This is a genomic window from Aquibium microcysteis, assembly GCF_014495845.1.
GTDB classification, from domain to species: domain Bacteria; phylum Pseudomonadota; class Alphaproteobacteria; order Rhizobiales; family Rhizobiaceae; genus Aquibium; species Aquibium microcysteis.
Genome location: NZ_CP061080.1, coordinates 2,292,907 through 2,307,648, shown reverse-complemented (window position 1 = coordinate 2,307,648; position 14,742 = coordinate 2,292,907). Strand labels below are relative to the sequence as shown.

16 protein-coding genes are annotated in these 14,742 nt (G+C 69.3%); 12 read left to right on the top strand and 4 right to left on the bottom strand.

What is annotated here, in order from left to right; genetic code table 11:
- Positions 1 to 7: 7 nt before the first annotated feature.
- On the bottom strand, positions 8 to 1,444 hold the full coding sequence (locus IAI54_RS10730; protein WP_187972330.1) for an MATE family efflux transporter: 1,437 nt from the start codon (positions 1,442 to 1,444) through the stop codon (positions 8 to 10).
- A gap of 95 nt (positions 1,445 to 1,539) precedes the next feature.
- The gene (locus tag IAI54_RS10725) at positions 1,540 to 3,345 is read right to left on the bottom strand and encodes a monovalent cation:proton antiporter-2 (CPA2) family protein (RefSeq protein WP_187972329.1); all 1,806 of its coding nucleotides are present in this window, start codon (positions 3,343 to 3,345) and stop codon (positions 1,540 to 1,542) included.
- 145 nt (positions 3,346 to 3,490) lie between these two features.
- On the opposite strand from IAI54_RS10725, the gene IAI54_RS10720 reads away from it, so the two are divergent.
- From IAI54_RS10720 to lpxK, 6 genes are read left to right on the top strand one after another with little or no spacing between them, the layout of a single operon-like run.
- Positions 3,491 to 4,828 (top strand): TldD/PmbA family protein, encoded by a 1,338-nt coding sequence (locus IAI54_RS10720; RefSeq protein WP_187972328.1) that lies wholly within the window; start codon positions 3,491 to 3,493, stop codon positions 4,826 to 4,828.
- Positions 4,815 to 5,642, top strand: coding sequence for a 3'(2'),5'-bisphosphate nucleotidase CysQ (locus IAI54_RS10715; RefSeq protein ID WP_187972327.1), 828 nt, complete (start codon positions 4,815 to 4,817; stop codon positions 5,640 to 5,642). Before IAI54_RS10720 ends, IAI54_RS10715 begins: the two co-directional genes overlap by 14 nt.
- 36 nt (positions 5,643 to 5,678) lie before the next feature.
- Positions 5,679 to 5,942 (top strand): DUF4170 domain-containing protein, encoded by a 264-nt coding sequence (locus IAI54_RS10710; protein ID WP_187972326.1) that lies wholly within the window; start codon positions 5,679 to 5,681, stop codon positions 5,940 to 5,942.
- 32 nt (positions 5,943 to 5,974) lie between these two features.
- On the top strand, positions 5,975 to 6,736 hold the full coding sequence (locus IAI54_RS10705) for a lysophospholipid acyltransferase family protein (RefSeq protein WP_187973111.1): 762 nt from the start codon (positions 5,975 to 5,977) through the stop codon (positions 6,734 to 6,736).
- Positions 6,733 to 8,049, top strand: coding sequence for a lipid IV(A) 3-deoxy-D-manno-octulosonic acid transferase (waaA, locus tag IAI54_RS10700; protein WP_187972325.1), 1,317 nt, complete (start codon positions 6,733 to 6,735; stop codon positions 8,047 to 8,049). Before IAI54_RS10705 ends, waaA begins: the two co-directional genes overlap by 4 nt.
- Positions 8,050 to 8,053: 4 nt before the next feature.
- Positions 8,054 to 9,094, top strand: a complete 1,041-nt coding sequence (lpxK, locus tag IAI54_RS10695) for a tetraacyldisaccharide 4'-kinase (RefSeq protein WP_187972324.1) — start codon at positions 8,054 to 8,056, stop codon at positions 9,092 to 9,094.
- A 27-nt stretch (positions 9,095 to 9,121) separates the two neighbouring features.
- On the opposite strand, the gene IAI54_RS10690 is transcribed toward lpxK, so the two are convergent.
- Both IAI54_RS10690 and mutL read right to left on the bottom strand, forming a co-directional pair.
- Complete coding sequence (locus IAI54_RS10690) at positions 9,122 to 9,352, bottom strand: DUF2093 domain-containing protein (RefSeq protein ID WP_187972323.1); 231 nt, start codon at positions 9,350 to 9,352, stop codon at positions 9,122 to 9,124.
- A gap of 72 nt (positions 9,353 to 9,424) precedes the next feature.
- Complete coding sequence (mutL, locus tag IAI54_RS10685; RefSeq protein ID WP_187972322.1) at positions 9,425 to 11,257, bottom strand: DNA mismatch repair endonuclease MutL; 1,833 nt, start codon at positions 11,255 to 11,257, stop codon at positions 9,425 to 9,427.
- 145 nt (positions 11,258 to 11,402) lie between these two features.
- Between mutL and IAI54_RS10680 the strand changes: the two genes are divergently transcribed.
- The 6 genes from IAI54_RS10680 to IAI54_RS29290 all read left to right on the top strand — a co-directional run bounded on the left by IAI54_RS10680 (position 11,403) and on the right by IAI54_RS29290 (position 14,736).
- Entirely contained in the window at positions 11,403 to 12,953 is a 1,551-nt protein-coding gene (locus IAI54_RS10680; protein ID WP_187972321.1) for a trimethylamine methyltransferase family protein, read from the top strand.
- Between the two features lie 27 nt (positions 12,954 to 12,980).
- Positions 12,981 to 13,433 carry a hypothetical protein gene (locus tag IAI54_RS10675; RefSeq protein ID WP_187972320.1) on the top strand — a complete coding sequence of 151 codons (453 nt, stop codon included), beginning with the start codon at positions 12,981 to 12,983 and terminating at the stop codon, positions 13,431 to 13,433.
- Between the two features lie 114 nt (positions 13,434 to 13,547).
- Positions 13,548 to 13,775 (top strand): hypothetical protein, encoded by a 228-nt coding sequence (locus IAI54_RS10670; RefSeq protein ID WP_187972319.1) that lies wholly within the window; start codon positions 13,548 to 13,550, stop codon positions 13,773 to 13,775.
- Positions 13,775 to 14,071: a type II toxin-antitoxin system RelE/ParE family toxin gene (locus IAI54_RS10665; RefSeq protein WP_187972318.1), complete on the top strand. Its 297-nt coding sequence runs from the start codon at positions 13,775 to 13,777 to the stop codon at positions 14,069 to 14,071. The genes IAI54_RS10670 and IAI54_RS10665 overlap by 1 nt, the downstream gene beginning before the upstream one ends.
- A gap of 147 nt (positions 14,072 to 14,218) precedes the next feature.
- Positions 14,219 to 14,449 carry a hypothetical protein gene (locus IAI54_RS10660; protein ID WP_187972317.1) on the top strand — a complete coding sequence of 77 codons (231 nt, stop codon included), beginning with the start codon at positions 14,219 to 14,221 and terminating at the stop codon, positions 14,447 to 14,449.
- Positions 14,446 to 14,736: a type II toxin-antitoxin system RelE/ParE family toxin gene (locus IAI54_RS29290; RefSeq protein WP_187972316.1), complete on the top strand. Its 291-nt coding sequence runs from the start codon at positions 14,446 to 14,448 to the stop codon at positions 14,734 to 14,736. Before IAI54_RS10660 ends, IAI54_RS29290 begins: the two co-directional genes overlap by 4 nt.
- Positions 14,737 to 14,742: the final 6 nt, after the last annotated feature.

The following is a 14,742-nucleotide window of genomic DNA, read 5'->3' as shown; positions in this document are numbered from 1 at the left end:
GGCCTGGTCACTCCAGCATGGTCGAGGCCTTGCCCGTCGAGAAGGGCGAGTGGGAGGCGGGTGGCGGCGCCGGCAGGGGCGGACCGGGCGGGGCGCGGTCGGCCACGTCGCGGACGATCCGGAAGCACCAGACCAGCGCCGCCGTTCCGAACATGACGGAGCCCAGCGCCCAGCCGCCGATGACGCCTGCCGCGCCGTAGAAATGCGCGCCTGCCCAGACGAAGGGGATGGTGCCGAGGGTTGCGCGGCCCCAGTTGAAGATCGTCGAATAGCCGGGATAGCCAAGGTTGTTGAACGCGGCATTGGCGACGAAGAGCGCGCCGTTGAACAGGAAGCTTCCGGCCGCGAACAGGCAGAAGAACTCGATCAGATCGCGCGCGGCGGCGGTGGCACCGAAGAGGTCGGCGACGCCGTGCCGGAAGACCGCCAGCAGCGCCCAGGCGCCGATGACGTAGACCAGTGTGACCAGCAGGCTGTCGCGCATCACCGACATCAGCCGGTCGTAGCGGCGGGCGCCGTAGTTCTGGCCGAGGATCGGGCCGACCGCGCCCGACAAGGCGAAGATGGCGCCGAAGGCGACCGGCACCAGCCGGCCGATGATGGCCCAGCCCGCGACCGCGTCGTCGCCGAAGCGGGCGATCTCGGCCGTCACATAGGCGTTGCCGACCGGCGTGGCGAGCTGCGTGGCGACGGCAGGAAGGCCGATGACGAAGAAGGGGCGGGCCGCGATCCGCAGGCGGGTCCAGTCCGGCCAGGCGACGAGACCGTGGACGACCATTGCCCCGTGCAGGCCGACGGCCACCATGACCAGCCGCGCCAGGACGGTCGAGATCGCCGCGCCGTCGAGGCCGAGTCCGAACCCGAAGATGAGGATCGGGTCGAAGACGGCGGCGGCGAGCCCGCTCGCCAGCGTCACGTACATGGAACGGCGCGCATCGCCCGCCCCGCGCATGATGCCGGTCGTGCACATGCCGACGGCGACCAGCGGCGAGGACGGCAGCACGATCTGCATGAAGCGGGTGGCGAGGTCCAGCGTCTCGCCGGTGGCGCCGAGCATCGCCAGAAGCGGGTTCAGGAATGGCCAGACGATCGCCGACAGCACGGCCAGCGTCAGCGCCATGATGACGACCGCCGCGCCGCCCATGGCGGCCGCATCGGTCCGGTTGCCGCGGCCGAGCGCGCGCGAGACGAGGGCCGAGGTGGCAATGGTGAAGCCGATCCCGACCGAGACGGTGAAGAACATCAGCGTCGCGGAAAAGCCGATCGCGGCGGCGAGTTCCTTCACGCCCAGAAGCGATATGTAGAAGAGGTTGAGGGCATCGACGAGGAAGATGGCGATGAGGCCGATCGATCCGGTCGCGGTCATGACGACGACGTGGCGCAGGGTGGAACCGGTGGTGAACTTCGCCGGCGCTGGTGTGGCTGGACTATCGGGCTCGGTCATCACGTCGTCCCTCCGGCATCGACGCGCGACCGCGTCCCGTTCATGCAATAGCGCCCGACCCGTGAAAGGCGAGTGTCGATCGTGCGTCCGGCCGGTCAGCCGCTCACGGGCGCAGTGGTGTCGGGCATGTCGGGCACGCGGTCGATGCGCCTGCCCTCGTGCCTGGGACGGATCAGGGGCTCCGGGCTGGAGATCGAGACGCCCGGGTCCTTGAGCCCCGCCGCCTGGATCGACAGCCGTTCCTCGTCGCGGTGGCGCACGTCCTCGACGATGTCGGCGGCCGTCACCTCGTCGAGGCCGACGGCCTCCAGCGTCCGTCTGCCGAAGGTCAGGCCGGACTCCAGCGTCTCCCGGATCTCGTACTCGACGTCGCGGGCGCGCAGCGTCAGGGTGTGGTCGCGGTCGTAGGAGCGCACGAAGAGGCGCACGTGCGGGAACTCGCTCTGGATCAGGTCGACGATCCTGTCCGTCGCCTCGCGGCCATGCGTGCAGACGGCGACGATGCGGGCCTGGCGGATGCCGGCGGCCTCGAGCACGTCCTTGCGCCGGCCGTCGCCGAAATAGATGCGGAAGCCGAACTTCTCGACGGCGCGGACCCGGTTGGCGGAATGGTCGATGATCGTCACCCGCGCGCCGCCCGACAGGAGCACCTGCGAGGCGATCTGGCCGAAGCGGGAGAAGCCGATCATCAGGACGTCGGAGCCGGCACCGTCGAAGTCTTCCTCCATCGTCTCCTCCTTCTCGGCGGGAATGAGGAAGCGGCCGAGCGCCACCGCGAGCGGCGTGGCGACCATCGACACGGTGATGATGGCGATGAGCAACGAGGTGAGTTCGGGCGGCAGCAGGAAGGCGGCAGTCGCGGCCGAGAAGATGACGAAGCCGAACTCCCCGCCCTGCGGCAGCAGCAGCGCGACCCGCACGGCGTCGGCATGGGTGGAACCGAACGCGCGGCAGAGACAGTAGCAGATCACTGCCTTGACGAGCATCAGCACCGGCACGGCGACGAGGATGACGAGCCACTCGGACAGGATGATGCCGAGATCCAGCGACAGCCCCACCGCCATGAAGAAGACCGCGAGCAGGATGCCGCGAAAGGGCTCTATGCTGGTCTCGAGTTCGTGCCGGTAGGACGATTCGGCAAGCATCACGCCCGCCACGAAGGCGCCCATCGCCATCGACAGGCCGACCGACTGCATCAGGGTGGCGGCACCGAGCACGACGAAGAGGGCGGCGGCGATCATCGCCTCGCGCGCGCCGGTGTTGGCGATGATGCGAAATAGCGGGTTGAGCAGGTACCGTCCGGCTGCGATCAGCGCGGCGACGGCCACGACCGCGACGGCGAAATCCCCCGCACCGAAGGCGTCCGCGCCGTCCGTTCCCGGCGCCAGCAAAGGCACGAGCGCCAGCAGCGGGACGATCGCAAGGTCCTGGAAGAGCAGGATCGAGAAGGACGTCTGGCCGTAGCGGCGGTTCGTGTCGCCGCTCTCCTCGAGCAGCTGGAGGGCGAAGGCGGTGGAGGAGAGCGCCAGCGTCATGCCGATGATCGTCGCCTGTTCCCAGCCGAAACCGGTGGCCGAGCGGACCAGCGCGGTCAGGACGATGCCGGTGACGATCACCTGTGCGGCGCCGAGGCCGAAGATGTCGCGGCGCATCGACCACAGCCGGCTCGGCTTCAGTTCCAGGCCGATGACGAACAGCAGGAGGACGACGCCCAGTTCACCGAAGTCGAGCAGGTCGTCGCCGCCGGTGATGAGCGTGGCAACCGGCCCGAGCGCGACACCCGCCGCGATGTAGCCGAGCACGGTGGCGAGCCCGATGCGCTTGAAGAGGGGCGCCGACACGGCGGCCGCCCCGAGCAGCACCAGGATCTCCGTGAACTGGGCACCGTGTTCCGTCGCCATCCGCGTCTCCTTGCCGGTCTGCGCCCGGCTGCACGCTGCCACCCATTGCACAGGCTCCTCCGGAGCCATAGATGCACCAGCAGACGGACCGGCGCGCCAAGCCGATGCGTCCGGATTCGTCACGGCACCCAACCGGAACTATCGCATGTCGCTGAACACAGACAAACTCACCGATCTCGTCGGTTCGCTGGTGGATGCGGCGCGCCGCGCCGGAGCGGACGAAGCCGATGCGGTCGCCGTCCGCGGGCGATCCGGCAGCGTGACGGTGCGTCTCGGCAAGGTCGAATCGACCGAGGCATCGGAAGGCGACAGCATCGCGCTGCGCGTGTTCGTGGGCAAGCGGGTGGCCAGCGTGTCGGCCACCGTCGACGCAGACGTCAACGCCCTGGCGGAGCGCGCCGTGGCGATGGCGAAGGTCTCGCCGGAAGATCCGTTCCAGGGTCTGGCCGATCCCGATCGGCTTGTGAAGGACGTTCTCGACCTCGACCTGTTCGACGCGACCGAGGTTGCGGCCGAACGTCTGCGGCAGGACGCGCTGGCGGCGGAGGCGGCCGCCATGGAGGTGCGGGGCGTGACCAACTCCAGCGGATCGAGTGCGAGCGCCGGGCTGGGCGGGCTCGTGCTGGCGACATCCGCCGGTTTCCTCGGCCACTACGTCGCCTCCCGCTTCTCGCGCTCGGTGAGCGTGATCGCGGGTGAGGGGACGGCGATGGAGCGCGACTACGAGTTTTCGTCCCGGCTGTTCTTCGACGAGCTGGAGACGCCCGAGACGATCGGTCGGCGTGCCGCCGAGCGGGCGGTGCGGCGTCTCGGCGCCCGCAAGGTCAAGAGCGGGCCGGTGACGGTGGTGTACGATCCGCGCGTGGCGCGGGGCATCGCGGGACATCTCGCCGGCGCCATCAACGGTGCTTCGGTGGCACGCAGGACGAGCTTCCTGCGCGACCGGATGGGCCAGCCGGTGGCATCGGCCGCCATCACCGTCACCGACGACCCGCGCAAACCGCGCGGCACCGCGTCGCGGCCCTTCGACGGCGAGGGTGTCGCCGGCGAACCTCTGACCATGATCGACCGCGGCGTGCTGCGGCACTGGTTCCTGTCGACGTCGACGGCGCGCGAACTCGGCCTCGCCACCAACGGACGCGGCGCCCGTTCGGGAACGTCGGTCAACCCGAGCTCGACCAATCTCGCCATCGAGCCGGGCACCGCGAGCCCGCAGGACCTGATCTCCGGCCTGTCCAGCGGATTCTACGTCACCGAGGTGTTCGGCCAGGGCGTGAACATGATAACCGGGGAGTACAGCCGGGGCGCTTCCGGATTCTGGATCGAGAACGGCGCGCTGTCCTACCCCGTGTCGGAGGTGACCATCGCTTCGAACCTGAAGGACATGTTCATGGCCATGACGCCGGCCAACGACATCGACCGCACCTTCGGCACGGCCGCGCCGACCCTGCTCGTCGAAGGAATGACCCTTGCCGGAAGCTGACGAGACGCGCGATGCCGCCGACCTCGACCTGGTCCTGTCGGCAGCCCGGCAGGCCGGAGACATCGCCATGGGCTATTTCGGCCGCAAGCCGGAGGTCTGGCTGAAGGAGGGAAGTTCGCCCGTCAGCGAGGCTGACTTCGCCGTCGACCGCTTCCTGCGCGAGTCCCTCTCGGCCGCGCGTCCGTCCTATGGCTGGCTCTCCGAAGAGACGGCCGACACGCCCGAACGGCTCGGCGCGGAGCGCACCTTCGTCGTCGACCCGATCGACGGTACCCGCGCCTTCATCGAGGGGCGGGACACCTGGTGCGTCAGCGTGGCGGTGGTGGAGCAGGGGACGCCGGTGGCGGGCGTGCTGGTGTGTCCGGCGCTCAGGGAAACCTACTGGGCGCGTTCGACCGGTCCCGCCTTCCTCGACGGCCGTCCGATCCGGGTGCGGCCGCCCGAGGGCCAGCCGCGCGTCGGCGGACCGAAGACGATCTTCGCCATGCTGCCCGACGCGTTGCGCGACCGCTTCGCGGTGACGGGCTACGTCCCTTCGCTCGCCTACAGGCTGGCGCTGCTGGCGCGCGGCAGCCTCGATGCGGCCCTCGTGAAGCCCAATTCGCATGATTGGGATCTGGCGGCGGCCGACCTCATCCTGAGGCAGGCCGGCGGGCAGGTGGTGGACGAGCACGGCCGGGCGCTGAGTTACGCCGGCGAACACGTACGCCACGAGATGCTGGTGGCTGGAAGCGGCGCGCTGCTGGCGGAAATCCTGGACGCCTTCGCCTCGAGGCGCGTCGCGCCGGTTTCCAACACCGGCGGAATGGTCTAATCAGGCTCGGCTCAACCGACATCCGCGGACGGGAAAATGACTGAAAACGCCGACGGCAAGCAGCTCTTGCACCTCGTTTTCGGCGGCGAACTGAAGTCGCTCGGCGAAGTTCGCTTCCGCAATCTCGACGACCTCGACATCGTCGGCATCTTTCCCGACTACCAGTCGGCCCAGCTGGCGTGGCGCGCGAAGGCGCAGGCGACCGTCGACAACGCGCACATGCGCTACTTCATCGTCCACCTGCATCGTCTTCTCGACCCCGGAAGCGACAAGCCCGCCCGGACCGGCGAGGGCGGATGACCGACGTGCCTCCCGTGGCTTCCGCCAGCAAGATGGACGGCCGGCGACGGTCGAGATCTGCCCGGCCCGGCCCTCTGAAGGCCTTCTGGCGTCGCATCCGGACGCCGCTGGCCGAATCACGTTTCGTGGCCGATCTGGTCGCCTTCGCGCTGGCGGCGGCGCTCCGCTTCATCTACCTGACCAACCGCACCGTCGAGGGGTCTGACAGTCTCGAGAAGGCCTATGCCAGCCTGGCGCCGGGAATCGCGGCGTTCTGGCACGGCCAGCATCTGATGGCCCCCTGCCTGAAGCCGCGGTGGCTGAAGATGGCGGCGCTGTTCTCGAAGAGCCGGGACGCCGAACTCAATGCGCGCGTGGCCGAGCGTTTCGGCTTCGAGACGGTGCGCGGATCGGGCGGACGCGCCAACGCGCACAATGCCGACAAGGGCGGCGCGCGCGCGCTCATCATGCTGAAGCGGCTGCTCGATACCGGGCGCTCCGTGGCGATGATCGCCGACATCCCGCACGGAACACCGCGCGATGCAGGGCTCGGCATCGTGATGCTCGCCAAATTCTCGGGGCGGCCGGTGGTGCCGGTCGCGCTCGCCACGAGCCGGCGCAAGGTGATCGCGTCGAGCTGGGACAGGACGACGATCAACCTGCCGTTCGGACGCAAGGCGGTCGTGGTGGGCGAGCCGGTCTACGTGCCCGCGGATGCGAACGAGGCATTGCTGGAACAGAAGCGGCGGGAGGTGACGGCGAGTCTCGACGCCGCCACCGCGAAGGCCTACGGGCTGGTCGATCGAACCTCATGAGCGAACGCTGGGCACGCGCGATGCTGACGGCCTATCGCTTCGCCGGAGCGGCCGCCTACCCGTTCGTCGGCGGCTACATCGCCTGGCGGACGACGCGCGGCAAGGAAGAGCGCTCGCGGCGCCGCGAGCGCTACGGATACGCCGTCGTGAAGCGGCCGCCCGGGCCGCTGGTCTGGATCCATGCGGCGAGCGTCGGCGAATCCTATGCCGTCATCCCGCTGGTGCGGCGGATCTCCGGATTCGACATCAACGTCGTCTTCACCACCGGCACGGTGACCTCGGCGCAGATCGTCCAGTCGCGCTTCGACGAACGCGTGCTGCATCAGTACGTGCCGCTCGACCTGAAGCCTACGGTGAGCCGCTTCCTCGACCACTGGAAGCCGGATCTGGCCATCATCGCCGAATCCGAAATCTGGCCGATGACGATCCTGGAGCTCGGCGCGCGACGCGTGCCGCAGGTTCTGGTCAACGGGCGCCTGTCCGACCGGTCGTTCGCGGCGTGGACGAAGCGCGCCTATCTCGCCGAAGCCCTGTTCGAGAACCTGTCGCACGTGGTGGCGCAGTCGGAGACCGACGGAGAACGCTTCCGCCAGTTGGGCGCGCGGCCCGTCACGGTTTCGGGCAACCTCAAGGTCGACACAGATCCTCCGGCGGTCGACGAGCGGGAACTGCGGCTGCTTCGCTCGCAGATCGGCAAGCGTCCGACCTGGGCGGCGATCTCCACCCATGAAGGCGAGGAGGCGATCGCGATCGAGGTGCACCGGCTGCTGAAGCGGCGCTACCCCGGCATCCTGTCGATCATCGTGCCGCGCCACCCGGAACGGGCAGAGGGACTGCTCGGCGCCTTTCGCGAGGCCGGGCTGACGGTCGCGCGCCACAGCCTCGGCGAGCCGGTGGAGCCGGAAGTCGACGTGCTGCTCGGCGACACGATCGGCGACATGGGTCTCTTCCTCCGCGTCACCGAGATCGCATTCGTCGGCCGGTCGCTGACGGCGGAGGGCGGACAGAACCCGCTGGAGCCGGCCATTCTCGAGACGGCGATCCTCGCGGGTCGGAACGTCCAGAACTTCCGCGATTCCTACGAGAGGCTGATCGAGCGTGGCGGGGCCCGACTGGTGACCGACCGCGACATGCTGGCGGGTGCCGTGAACTTCCTGCTCGCCAACGAGGGCAAGCGGCGCGAGATGATCGACGCTGCGCTGGCGACCGTCAACGAGATGCGCGGGGCGCTGCCGGCGACGCTGAAGGCGCTGGAGCCCTACATCAATCCGCTCATCGTGAAGGCCCGGCTCGACGAAGGCACGAGGCGCTGAGGCGATGACGAGCGAAGCGCCGCCGTTCTGGTGGGAGAAGCCGGACTGGCGCGCCTGGGCGCTCTGGCCGGCATCGGCCCTCTATGGCTTCGCCGCCGCGCGGCGCATGATCGGGGCCAGGCGGGAGCCGCTCGACGTTCCGGTCTTCTGCGTCGGCAACTTCACCGTCGGCGGCGCCGGCAAGACCCCGACGGTCGTGGCCCTGGTGCAGGAGGCCGAGCGGATGGGGCTGAAGCCCGGCGTCCTGTCGCGCGGCTATGGCGGCAGCGTTGCGGAACCGCATCTCGTCGACCTTCACCACGACACCGCACGCCATGTCGGCGACGAGCCGCTGCTGATCGCCCAGCATGCGCCTGTGGCGGTGTCGCCGGACCGGGCGGCGGGAGCGAGCATCCTGATCGGCCTCGGCTGCGACTTCCTGATCATGGACGACGGTTTCCAGAGCGCGCGCATCCATTTCGACCATTCGCTGCTGGTCATCGACGCCCGGCGCGGGCTCGGCAACGGCCATGTGGTGCCGGGCGGACCGATGCGTGCGCCCTTCGTGAGCCAGATCCGCCATGCCGATGCCGTCCTGGCGATCGGGACCGGGGACGGAGCCGCCGCCGCCATCCGCAAGGCTGCGCGCGCCGGCCGGCCGGCCTACCGGGCGCGGGTGAAGCCGCGCGACGCGGCGGCGATTGCCGGCCGCCGCCTCCTCGCCTTCGCCGGTATCGGTGACCCTGCGAAGTTCTTCGGCACGATCGAGGATGCCGGCGGGACGATCGTGGTGCGGCGGGTGTTCGGCGACCACCATCCCTTCACCGACGGCGAGATCGCCGAGCTCGCCCGCGATGCGGATGCGTCGGGTCTCGACCTCGTGACGACCGAGAAGGATGTCATGCGCCTGAGGAGCGGAACGGCGGCTGCGCGCGCTCTGGCGGAGCGGACGCTGACGCTGCCGATCGACCTCGTCTTCGATGATCCGGTGGTGCCGCGACGCCTGATCGACAACGCGATACGGGAGTTCGAGAAGCGGCGCTATGCGCCCGGAACCAGGCGGTAGGCGCAGGGGCTGCTGGCGCGGGAGGCGTCAGCCGCGCCGACGCAGATGCGGATTGGCCTCGAGCTCGCGCGCGAGCGAGACGGACGCGCTGACATAGGCTTCCTGGCGCGCGACGGACCAGTACTTGAGTTCGTCGAGCGGGATGCTCTCGCCGGTAACGGCGCAGCGCACGAACGCGCCCGGGCTGGCGACCTGGAAATCGCCGTCCAGATACCGCAGCCGCGCTTCCCTCGCGCCCGGACCTTCGAACCTGTTCATCGCTCTCTCACTTGCCGCGTCCTTAGCGCCACAAAACCTTCGTCCGGTCAAGCTTCCGCGCGCTCGGCGCTGTCAATGACGGCCGAACAGCCGCTCGATGTCGGAGAGCTTGAGCTCGATGTAGGTCGGACGACCGTGATTGCACGTCGCGGAGCCGGGCGTCGCCTCCATCTGGCGCAGCAGCGCGTTCATCTCCTCCGGCTTCAGCCGCCGTCCCGACCGCACCGAGCCATGGCAGGCCATGGTGGCGGCAATGGCGTCGAGCCGCTGCTTCAGCCCGTCGGCCGAATCAGTCTCGGCGATCTCGTCGGCCAGGTCGCGGACGAGGCCCTGGACGTCGGTCTCGCCGAGCATGGCGGGCGTCTCGCGCACCGCCACCGCGCCCGGGCCGAAGCGCTCGAGACCGAGGCCGAAGCGGGCGAGCGTGCCGGCGTGCGATGCGAGCCGTTCGGCATCCTCCTCGGGAAGGTCGACGATCTCGGGCAGGAGCAGCATCTGGGCGGGCAGGGGACGGGCATGGATCGCCTGTTTCAGCGCCTCGTAGACGAGCCTTTCATGCGCGGCGTGCTGGTCGACGATGACCAGCGAATCCTCGGTCTGCGCGACGATGTAGTTGGCATGGACCTGGGCGCGGGCCGCACCCAGCGGATGGCGCAGCGTCTCGGGCGCCGGTTCCGCGGCCCCCCGTGCGTCGGCACCCGGCCGGTGCGCGAAGGCGGCCTGGGCGGCCTCGCCGAAGCCGTCGAGCGGGCGGCTCGGCGAACTGTCGAGGTCGAAGCCGCCGGACGGCCAGCCGCGCCGCGCGGCATCGTCGCTGCGGTGCGCGCCCGCAGGGCCCGCATGCGGCGCGGGCGCGCCGCCCGGGCGGAACGCGGCCATCATGCCGGCGGTGCCGGACGTGGCGGGACGCATGCCGGCCTGCGCCAGCGCCTGGCGGATCGCGCCGATGATCAGCCCGCGCACCAGCCCCGGATCGCGGAAACGTACGTCGGCCTTGGCGGGGTGGACGTTGACGTCGACCAGCCCCGGATCGAGCGTCAGGAACAGGGCGGCGATGGCATGGCGGTCGCGCGGCAGCACGTCGGCATAGGCGGCGCGGATCGCCGCGGCGATCTGGCGGTCGCGCACGGGTCTGCCGTTGACATAGGCGAACTGCATCAGCGCGTTGGCGCGCGTGAAGGAGGGGATCGACACCTGGCCGCCGAGATGCACGCCCTCGCGCAGTGCGTCGAGCGGCAGCGCGTTCTTCGGGAACTCCTCGCCCAGAACCTTCGCCAGGCGGCGCAGCCGGCCGTCCTCGTCGTCGGTCTCGGCCGGCAGGTCGAGCCGCGTGCGATCGGTGCCCGAGAGCGTGAAACGGACGGCGGGAAAGGCGACCGCGATGCGCTTGACGACGTCGGTGATGGCGGTGGATTCCGCACGCTCGCCCTTCATGAACTTCAGCCGGACGGGCGTGGCGTAGAAAAGGTCGCGCACCTCGACCTGCGTTCCACGGTTGGCGGCGGCCGGCCGCAGCGGCGAGACCCGGCCGCCCTCCACCGCGATCTCCATCGCCTCGTCGGCTTCGACCGTGCGCGAGCGGATGGTGAGCCGCGAGACCGAGCCGATCGAGGGCAGGGCCTCGCCGCGGAAGCCGAGCGAGCGGATGTCGTGGATGTCGTCGGACAGCTTGGAGGTGCAGTGGCGCGACACCGCGAGCGACAGCTCGGACGCCGGAATTCCGCCGCCGTCGTCGACGACGCGGATCAGGTTCAGCCCGCCGCCCGCGGTGGCGATCTCGATGCGCGTCGCGCCGGCATCGAGCGCGTTCTCGACGAGTTCCTTCACGACGCTGGCCGGCCGTTCGATGACCTCGCCGGCGGCGATCTGGTTGATCACGGTCTCTGGAAGCTGGCGGATCGGCATCCGGGGCTTCTAGCGGGATTCGGGTGGCCGGACGAGGGCCGAAGCGCAGCGAGGCGCAAACAGGCCGGGGGACGGCGCTGCGCGGCCTATCGGGCGGCATGCCCGGCACATTAGGCTCCGGGCGAGGATATCGGGAGGAGCGACGATGGCCATGGTCGAGGAGAGCCGGACCAGACGCGAGCGCTCCGGCCGCCAGGCGCGGCGCGAGCAGCGCAGCCATGGCGAGCGCGGGCTCGGGCGGCCCTACATCGTGCGCAACATTCCCACCTACGACATCCTGTCGGAAGAGAACCTCGTGCGCATCGAGGCCGCGGCCGACCGGATCCTGGCCGAGATCGGGATCGAGTTCCGCGACGATCCGGTGGCGCTCGACCACTGGCGGCGGGCCGGCGCCCGGGTGGACGGCGTGCTGGTGCGGTTCGAGCCGGGGCTGCTGCGCGCGGTGCTGAAGACGGCGCCGGCCAGCTTCACCCAGCACGCGCGCAATCCGGCGAAATCGGTGGAGATCGGCGGCCGCTCCGTCGTCTTCTCGCCGGCCTACGGCTCGCCCTTCGTCATGGACCTCGATCGCGGCCGCCGCTACGGCACGATCGAGGACTTCGAGAACTTCATCAAGCTGGCGCAGGCCTCGCCCTGGCTGCATCATTCGGGCGGGACGATCTGCGAGCCGGTCGACGTGCCGGTGAACAAGCGCCATCTCGACATGGTCTATGCCCACATCCGCTATTCGGACCGGCCCTTCATGGGGTCGGTGACGGCGGAGAGCCGGGCGGAGGAGTCGATCGCGATGGCCCGCATCGTCTTCGGCGAGCGCTTCACCGACGAGAACTGCGTCATCCTCGGCAACGTCAACGTCAACTCGCCGCTGGTCTGGGACGCGACCATGACGACGGCGCTGCGCGCCTATGCCCGCGCCAACCAGGCGGCCGTGGTCGTGCCGTTCATCCTCGGCGGCGCGATGGGGCCGGTGACGAATGCGGGGGCGATCGCCCAGTCGCTGGCCGAGACCATGGCGGGCTGTGCGCTGACGCAACTCGAGCGGCCGGGTGCGCCGGTGATCTTCGGCAACTTCCTGTCGTCGATGTCGCTGCGCTCGGGCTCCCCGACCTTCGGCACGCCGGAACCGGCGATCGGCTCGATGGTGATCGGCCAGCTGGCGCGGCGCCTGAACCTGCCGCTGCGCTGCTCGGGCTCGTTCACGACGTCGAAGCTGCCGGACGGGCAGGCGATGAACGAGAGCACCATGTCGATGCTGGCGGCCGTGCACTGCGGCGCCAATTTCATCCTGCATTCGGCCGGCTTCCTCGACGGGCTCCTGTCGATGTCCTACGAAAAGTTCGTGATGGACGCCGATTTCTGCGGCGCGCTGCACAGCTATCTCGACGGGGTGAAGGTCGACGACAACCAGCTCGCGCTCGACGCCTTCCGCGAGGTCGGTCCGGGCAGTCACTTCTTCGGCTGCGCCCACACCATGGCCAATTACGAGACGGCGTTCTGGGATTCGGCGATCGCGGACAACGAACCCTTCGAGAAGTGGGAGGCGGCCGGATCGGCAGACGCGGCGACACGCGCCAACGCGAAGTGGAAGCAGATGCTGGCCGACTACGAGGCACCGCCGCTCGACGAGGGGATCGACGAGGCACTGAAGGATTTCATTGCGCGCCGGAAGGCGGCGGTGGAGGATGCGTGGTATTGAACCCCGCGCCCGTCCGGAGGGACGACCATGCCGTCTCGTCTTTTCGCCCCCGCCATCATCGCAGCGTCGCTCGCTCTGCCGGCCACTGCCGCCGCCGCTGCGACGCCGCAGGAGATCGTCAGGCTGTTCTACCAGAGGCCGGGGGCCGAGACGGACCCGGCGCTGCGCTCCCACTTCACCGATCCGGCCCGGACGATCCTCGACGACAACGACAAGCTGAAGTCTTCCGGCGAGGGGGAATGCCTCGATCCCAATCTCGCCTTCGCCTTCGCGGAACCGGCGGCGTCGGAGACCGGCGACGCGGTCCGGACGGTGGAGGCGGTGCGCGGCGACCAGGCGACGGTGATCGCCGCCTTCACGGCCGGCGGCCAGCGGCATCGAATGGAATGGCGGCTGAAGCGCGTCGACGGCGAATGGAAGGTGGCGGATTTCCTGTCGGCCGACGGCGAGCTGGTGCTGAGCCGCTACAATTGCCAGTGAGGCCGGCGGCGCGGCGCATCCGTGCGCCTGAATCGACGCACGCAAGGGTGGCGTCGGCGAAGCGCGGACCGGTGACCCGTGGCAGAGGGCGGCTCGAAATGGTAGAGTGCGGCCATGACCCGACTTCTGGAAATCGCCATCGAGGCGGCCCGCCAGCTCGACCCCGCCGAGCAGGATGAACTCGCGCGCACGATCATGGAGATCGTCGGCGGTGCGAATGAGAGCGTCTACGTGCTTTCGGAGGAGGAGCGGGCGGCCGTGGAACGGTCCCGTGACTGCGTTCGCAGGGGCGAGTTCGTTTCCGAAGAGGAACTCGAAGCGATGCTTGCCAAGTATCGCTGATGCGTGTGCGGGTCACGCCCCCGGCGGCACTGGAGATCGAGGAAATCCTTGTCGGTCTCAAGCAGGAGGCACCGCAGGCGGCGAGCGGGCTTGCGAGGCGCATCGATGCAATCCTGCTGCGATTGCGGGACTTTCCCGAAACCGGAGTCAAGACGTCGGAGGACGGAGTCCGGCGCGTCAACCTGTCTCCGTATCGATACCTCATCCTTTACGAGGTTCATCAGGGCGAAGTCGTGGTTCATGCCTTCCGTCATGGGGCAAGGCATCCCGACGAGTTGAAGGTGTTCGGCCGATGACGCTCTGCCGGGACTCTGCCGGCTCGAGCATCCGACACCTGAAGGACCGCGCGATGTCGAGCGGCCGGCCCAGCTTTCCCGGAACGGAGGCGGCAGGCTTGCGCGGCCGGCATGGCGAACCGACTCTCGAAATGGTAGGATGCCGTCATGACCCGACTTCTCGAAATCGCCATCGAGGCGGCCCGCCAGCTCGACCCCGCCGAGCAGGACGAACTCGCGCGCACGATCATGGAGGTCGTCGGCGGGGCGAATGAGAGCGTCTACGTGCTTTCGGAGGAGGAGCGGGCGGCCGTCGAAGAAGGGCTGGCGCAAGCCGAGCGTGGCGAGTTCGCTTCCGACGATGAGGTCGCGGCCCTTCTGTCGAATCGCCGCCTGTGAAGATCAGGCTCACGCGCGCGGCCAGCGACGAGATTCGGGACATCTATGGTTATCTTCCAATCCAGTCGCCGTCCGCGCGTGCCGGCTTCCAAGAGAGGTTGCTGCAGGTCCTCCGCGACATTCGCGATTTTCCGGAGACGGGACGTGCGACGGACAAGACATCCGTCCGCATCCAGAACACGCGCCCTTATCCCTCTCTGATCTACTATCGAACCAGTGCCTCGGAGGTCGTTCGCGTTCTCCACGGCGCCCGCGACCCCAAGACTCTGCCCGCCAGACCACGCTAGCCGGAA

What these genes read in the sequence shown, in the direction of transcription:
- IAI54_RS10730 (WP_187972330.1), bottom strand. Translation starts at nt 1,444, where the DNA reads ATGACCGAGCCCGATAGTCCAGCCACACCAGCGCCGGCGAAGTTCACC.
- IAI54_RS10725 (WP_187972329.1), bottom strand. Translation starts at nt 3,345, where the DNA reads ATGGCGACGGAACACGGTGCCCAGTTCACGGAGATCCTGGTGCTGCTC.
- IAI54_RS10720 (WP_187972328.1), top strand. Translation starts at nt 3,491, where the DNA reads ATGTCGCTGAACACAGACAAACTCACCGATCTCGTCGGTTCGCTGGTG.
- IAI54_RS10710 (WP_187972326.1), top strand. Translation starts at nt 5,679, where the DNA reads ATGACTGAAAACGCCGACGGCAAGCAGCTCTTGCACCTCGTTTTCGGC.
- IAI54_RS10705 (WP_187973111.1), top strand. Translation starts at nt 5,975, where the DNA reads ATGGACGGCCGGCGACGGTCGAGATCTGCCCGGCCCGGCCCTCTGAAG.
- waaA (WP_187972325.1), top strand. Translation starts at nt 6,733, where the DNA reads ATGAGCGAACGCTGGGCACGCGCGATGCTGACGGCCTATCGCTTCGCC.
- lpxK (WP_187972324.1), top strand. Translation starts at nt 8,054, where the DNA reads ATGACGAGCGAAGCGCCGCCGTTCTGGTGGGAGAAGCCGGACTGGCGC.
- IAI54_RS10690 (WP_187972323.1), bottom strand. Translation starts at nt 9,352, where the DNA reads ATGAACAGGTTCGAAGGTCCGGGCGCGAGGGAAGCGCGGCTGCGGTAT.
- mutL (WP_187972322.1), bottom strand. Translation starts at nt 11,257, where the DNA reads ATGCCGATCCGCCAGCTTCCAGAGACCGTGATCAACCAGATCGCCGCC.
- IAI54_RS10680 (WP_187972321.1), top strand. Translation starts at nt 11,403, where the DNA reads ATGGCCATGGTCGAGGAGAGCCGGACCAGACGCGAGCGCTCCGGCCGC.
- IAI54_RS10675 (WP_187972320.1), top strand. Translation starts at nt 12,981, where the DNA reads ATGCCGTCTCGTCTTTTCGCCCCCGCCATCATCGCAGCGTCGCTCGCT.
- IAI54_RS10670 (WP_187972319.1), top strand. Translation starts at nt 13,548, where the DNA reads ATGACCCGACTTCTGGAAATCGCCATCGAGGCGGCCCGCCAGCTCGAC.
- IAI54_RS10665 (WP_187972318.1), top strand. Translation starts at nt 13,775, where the DNA reads ATGCGTGTGCGGGTCACGCCCCCGGCGGCACTGGAGATCGAGGAAATC.
- IAI54_RS10660 (WP_187972317.1), top strand. Translation starts at nt 14,219, where the DNA reads ATGACCCGACTTCTCGAAATCGCCATCGAGGCGGCCCGCCAGCTCGAC.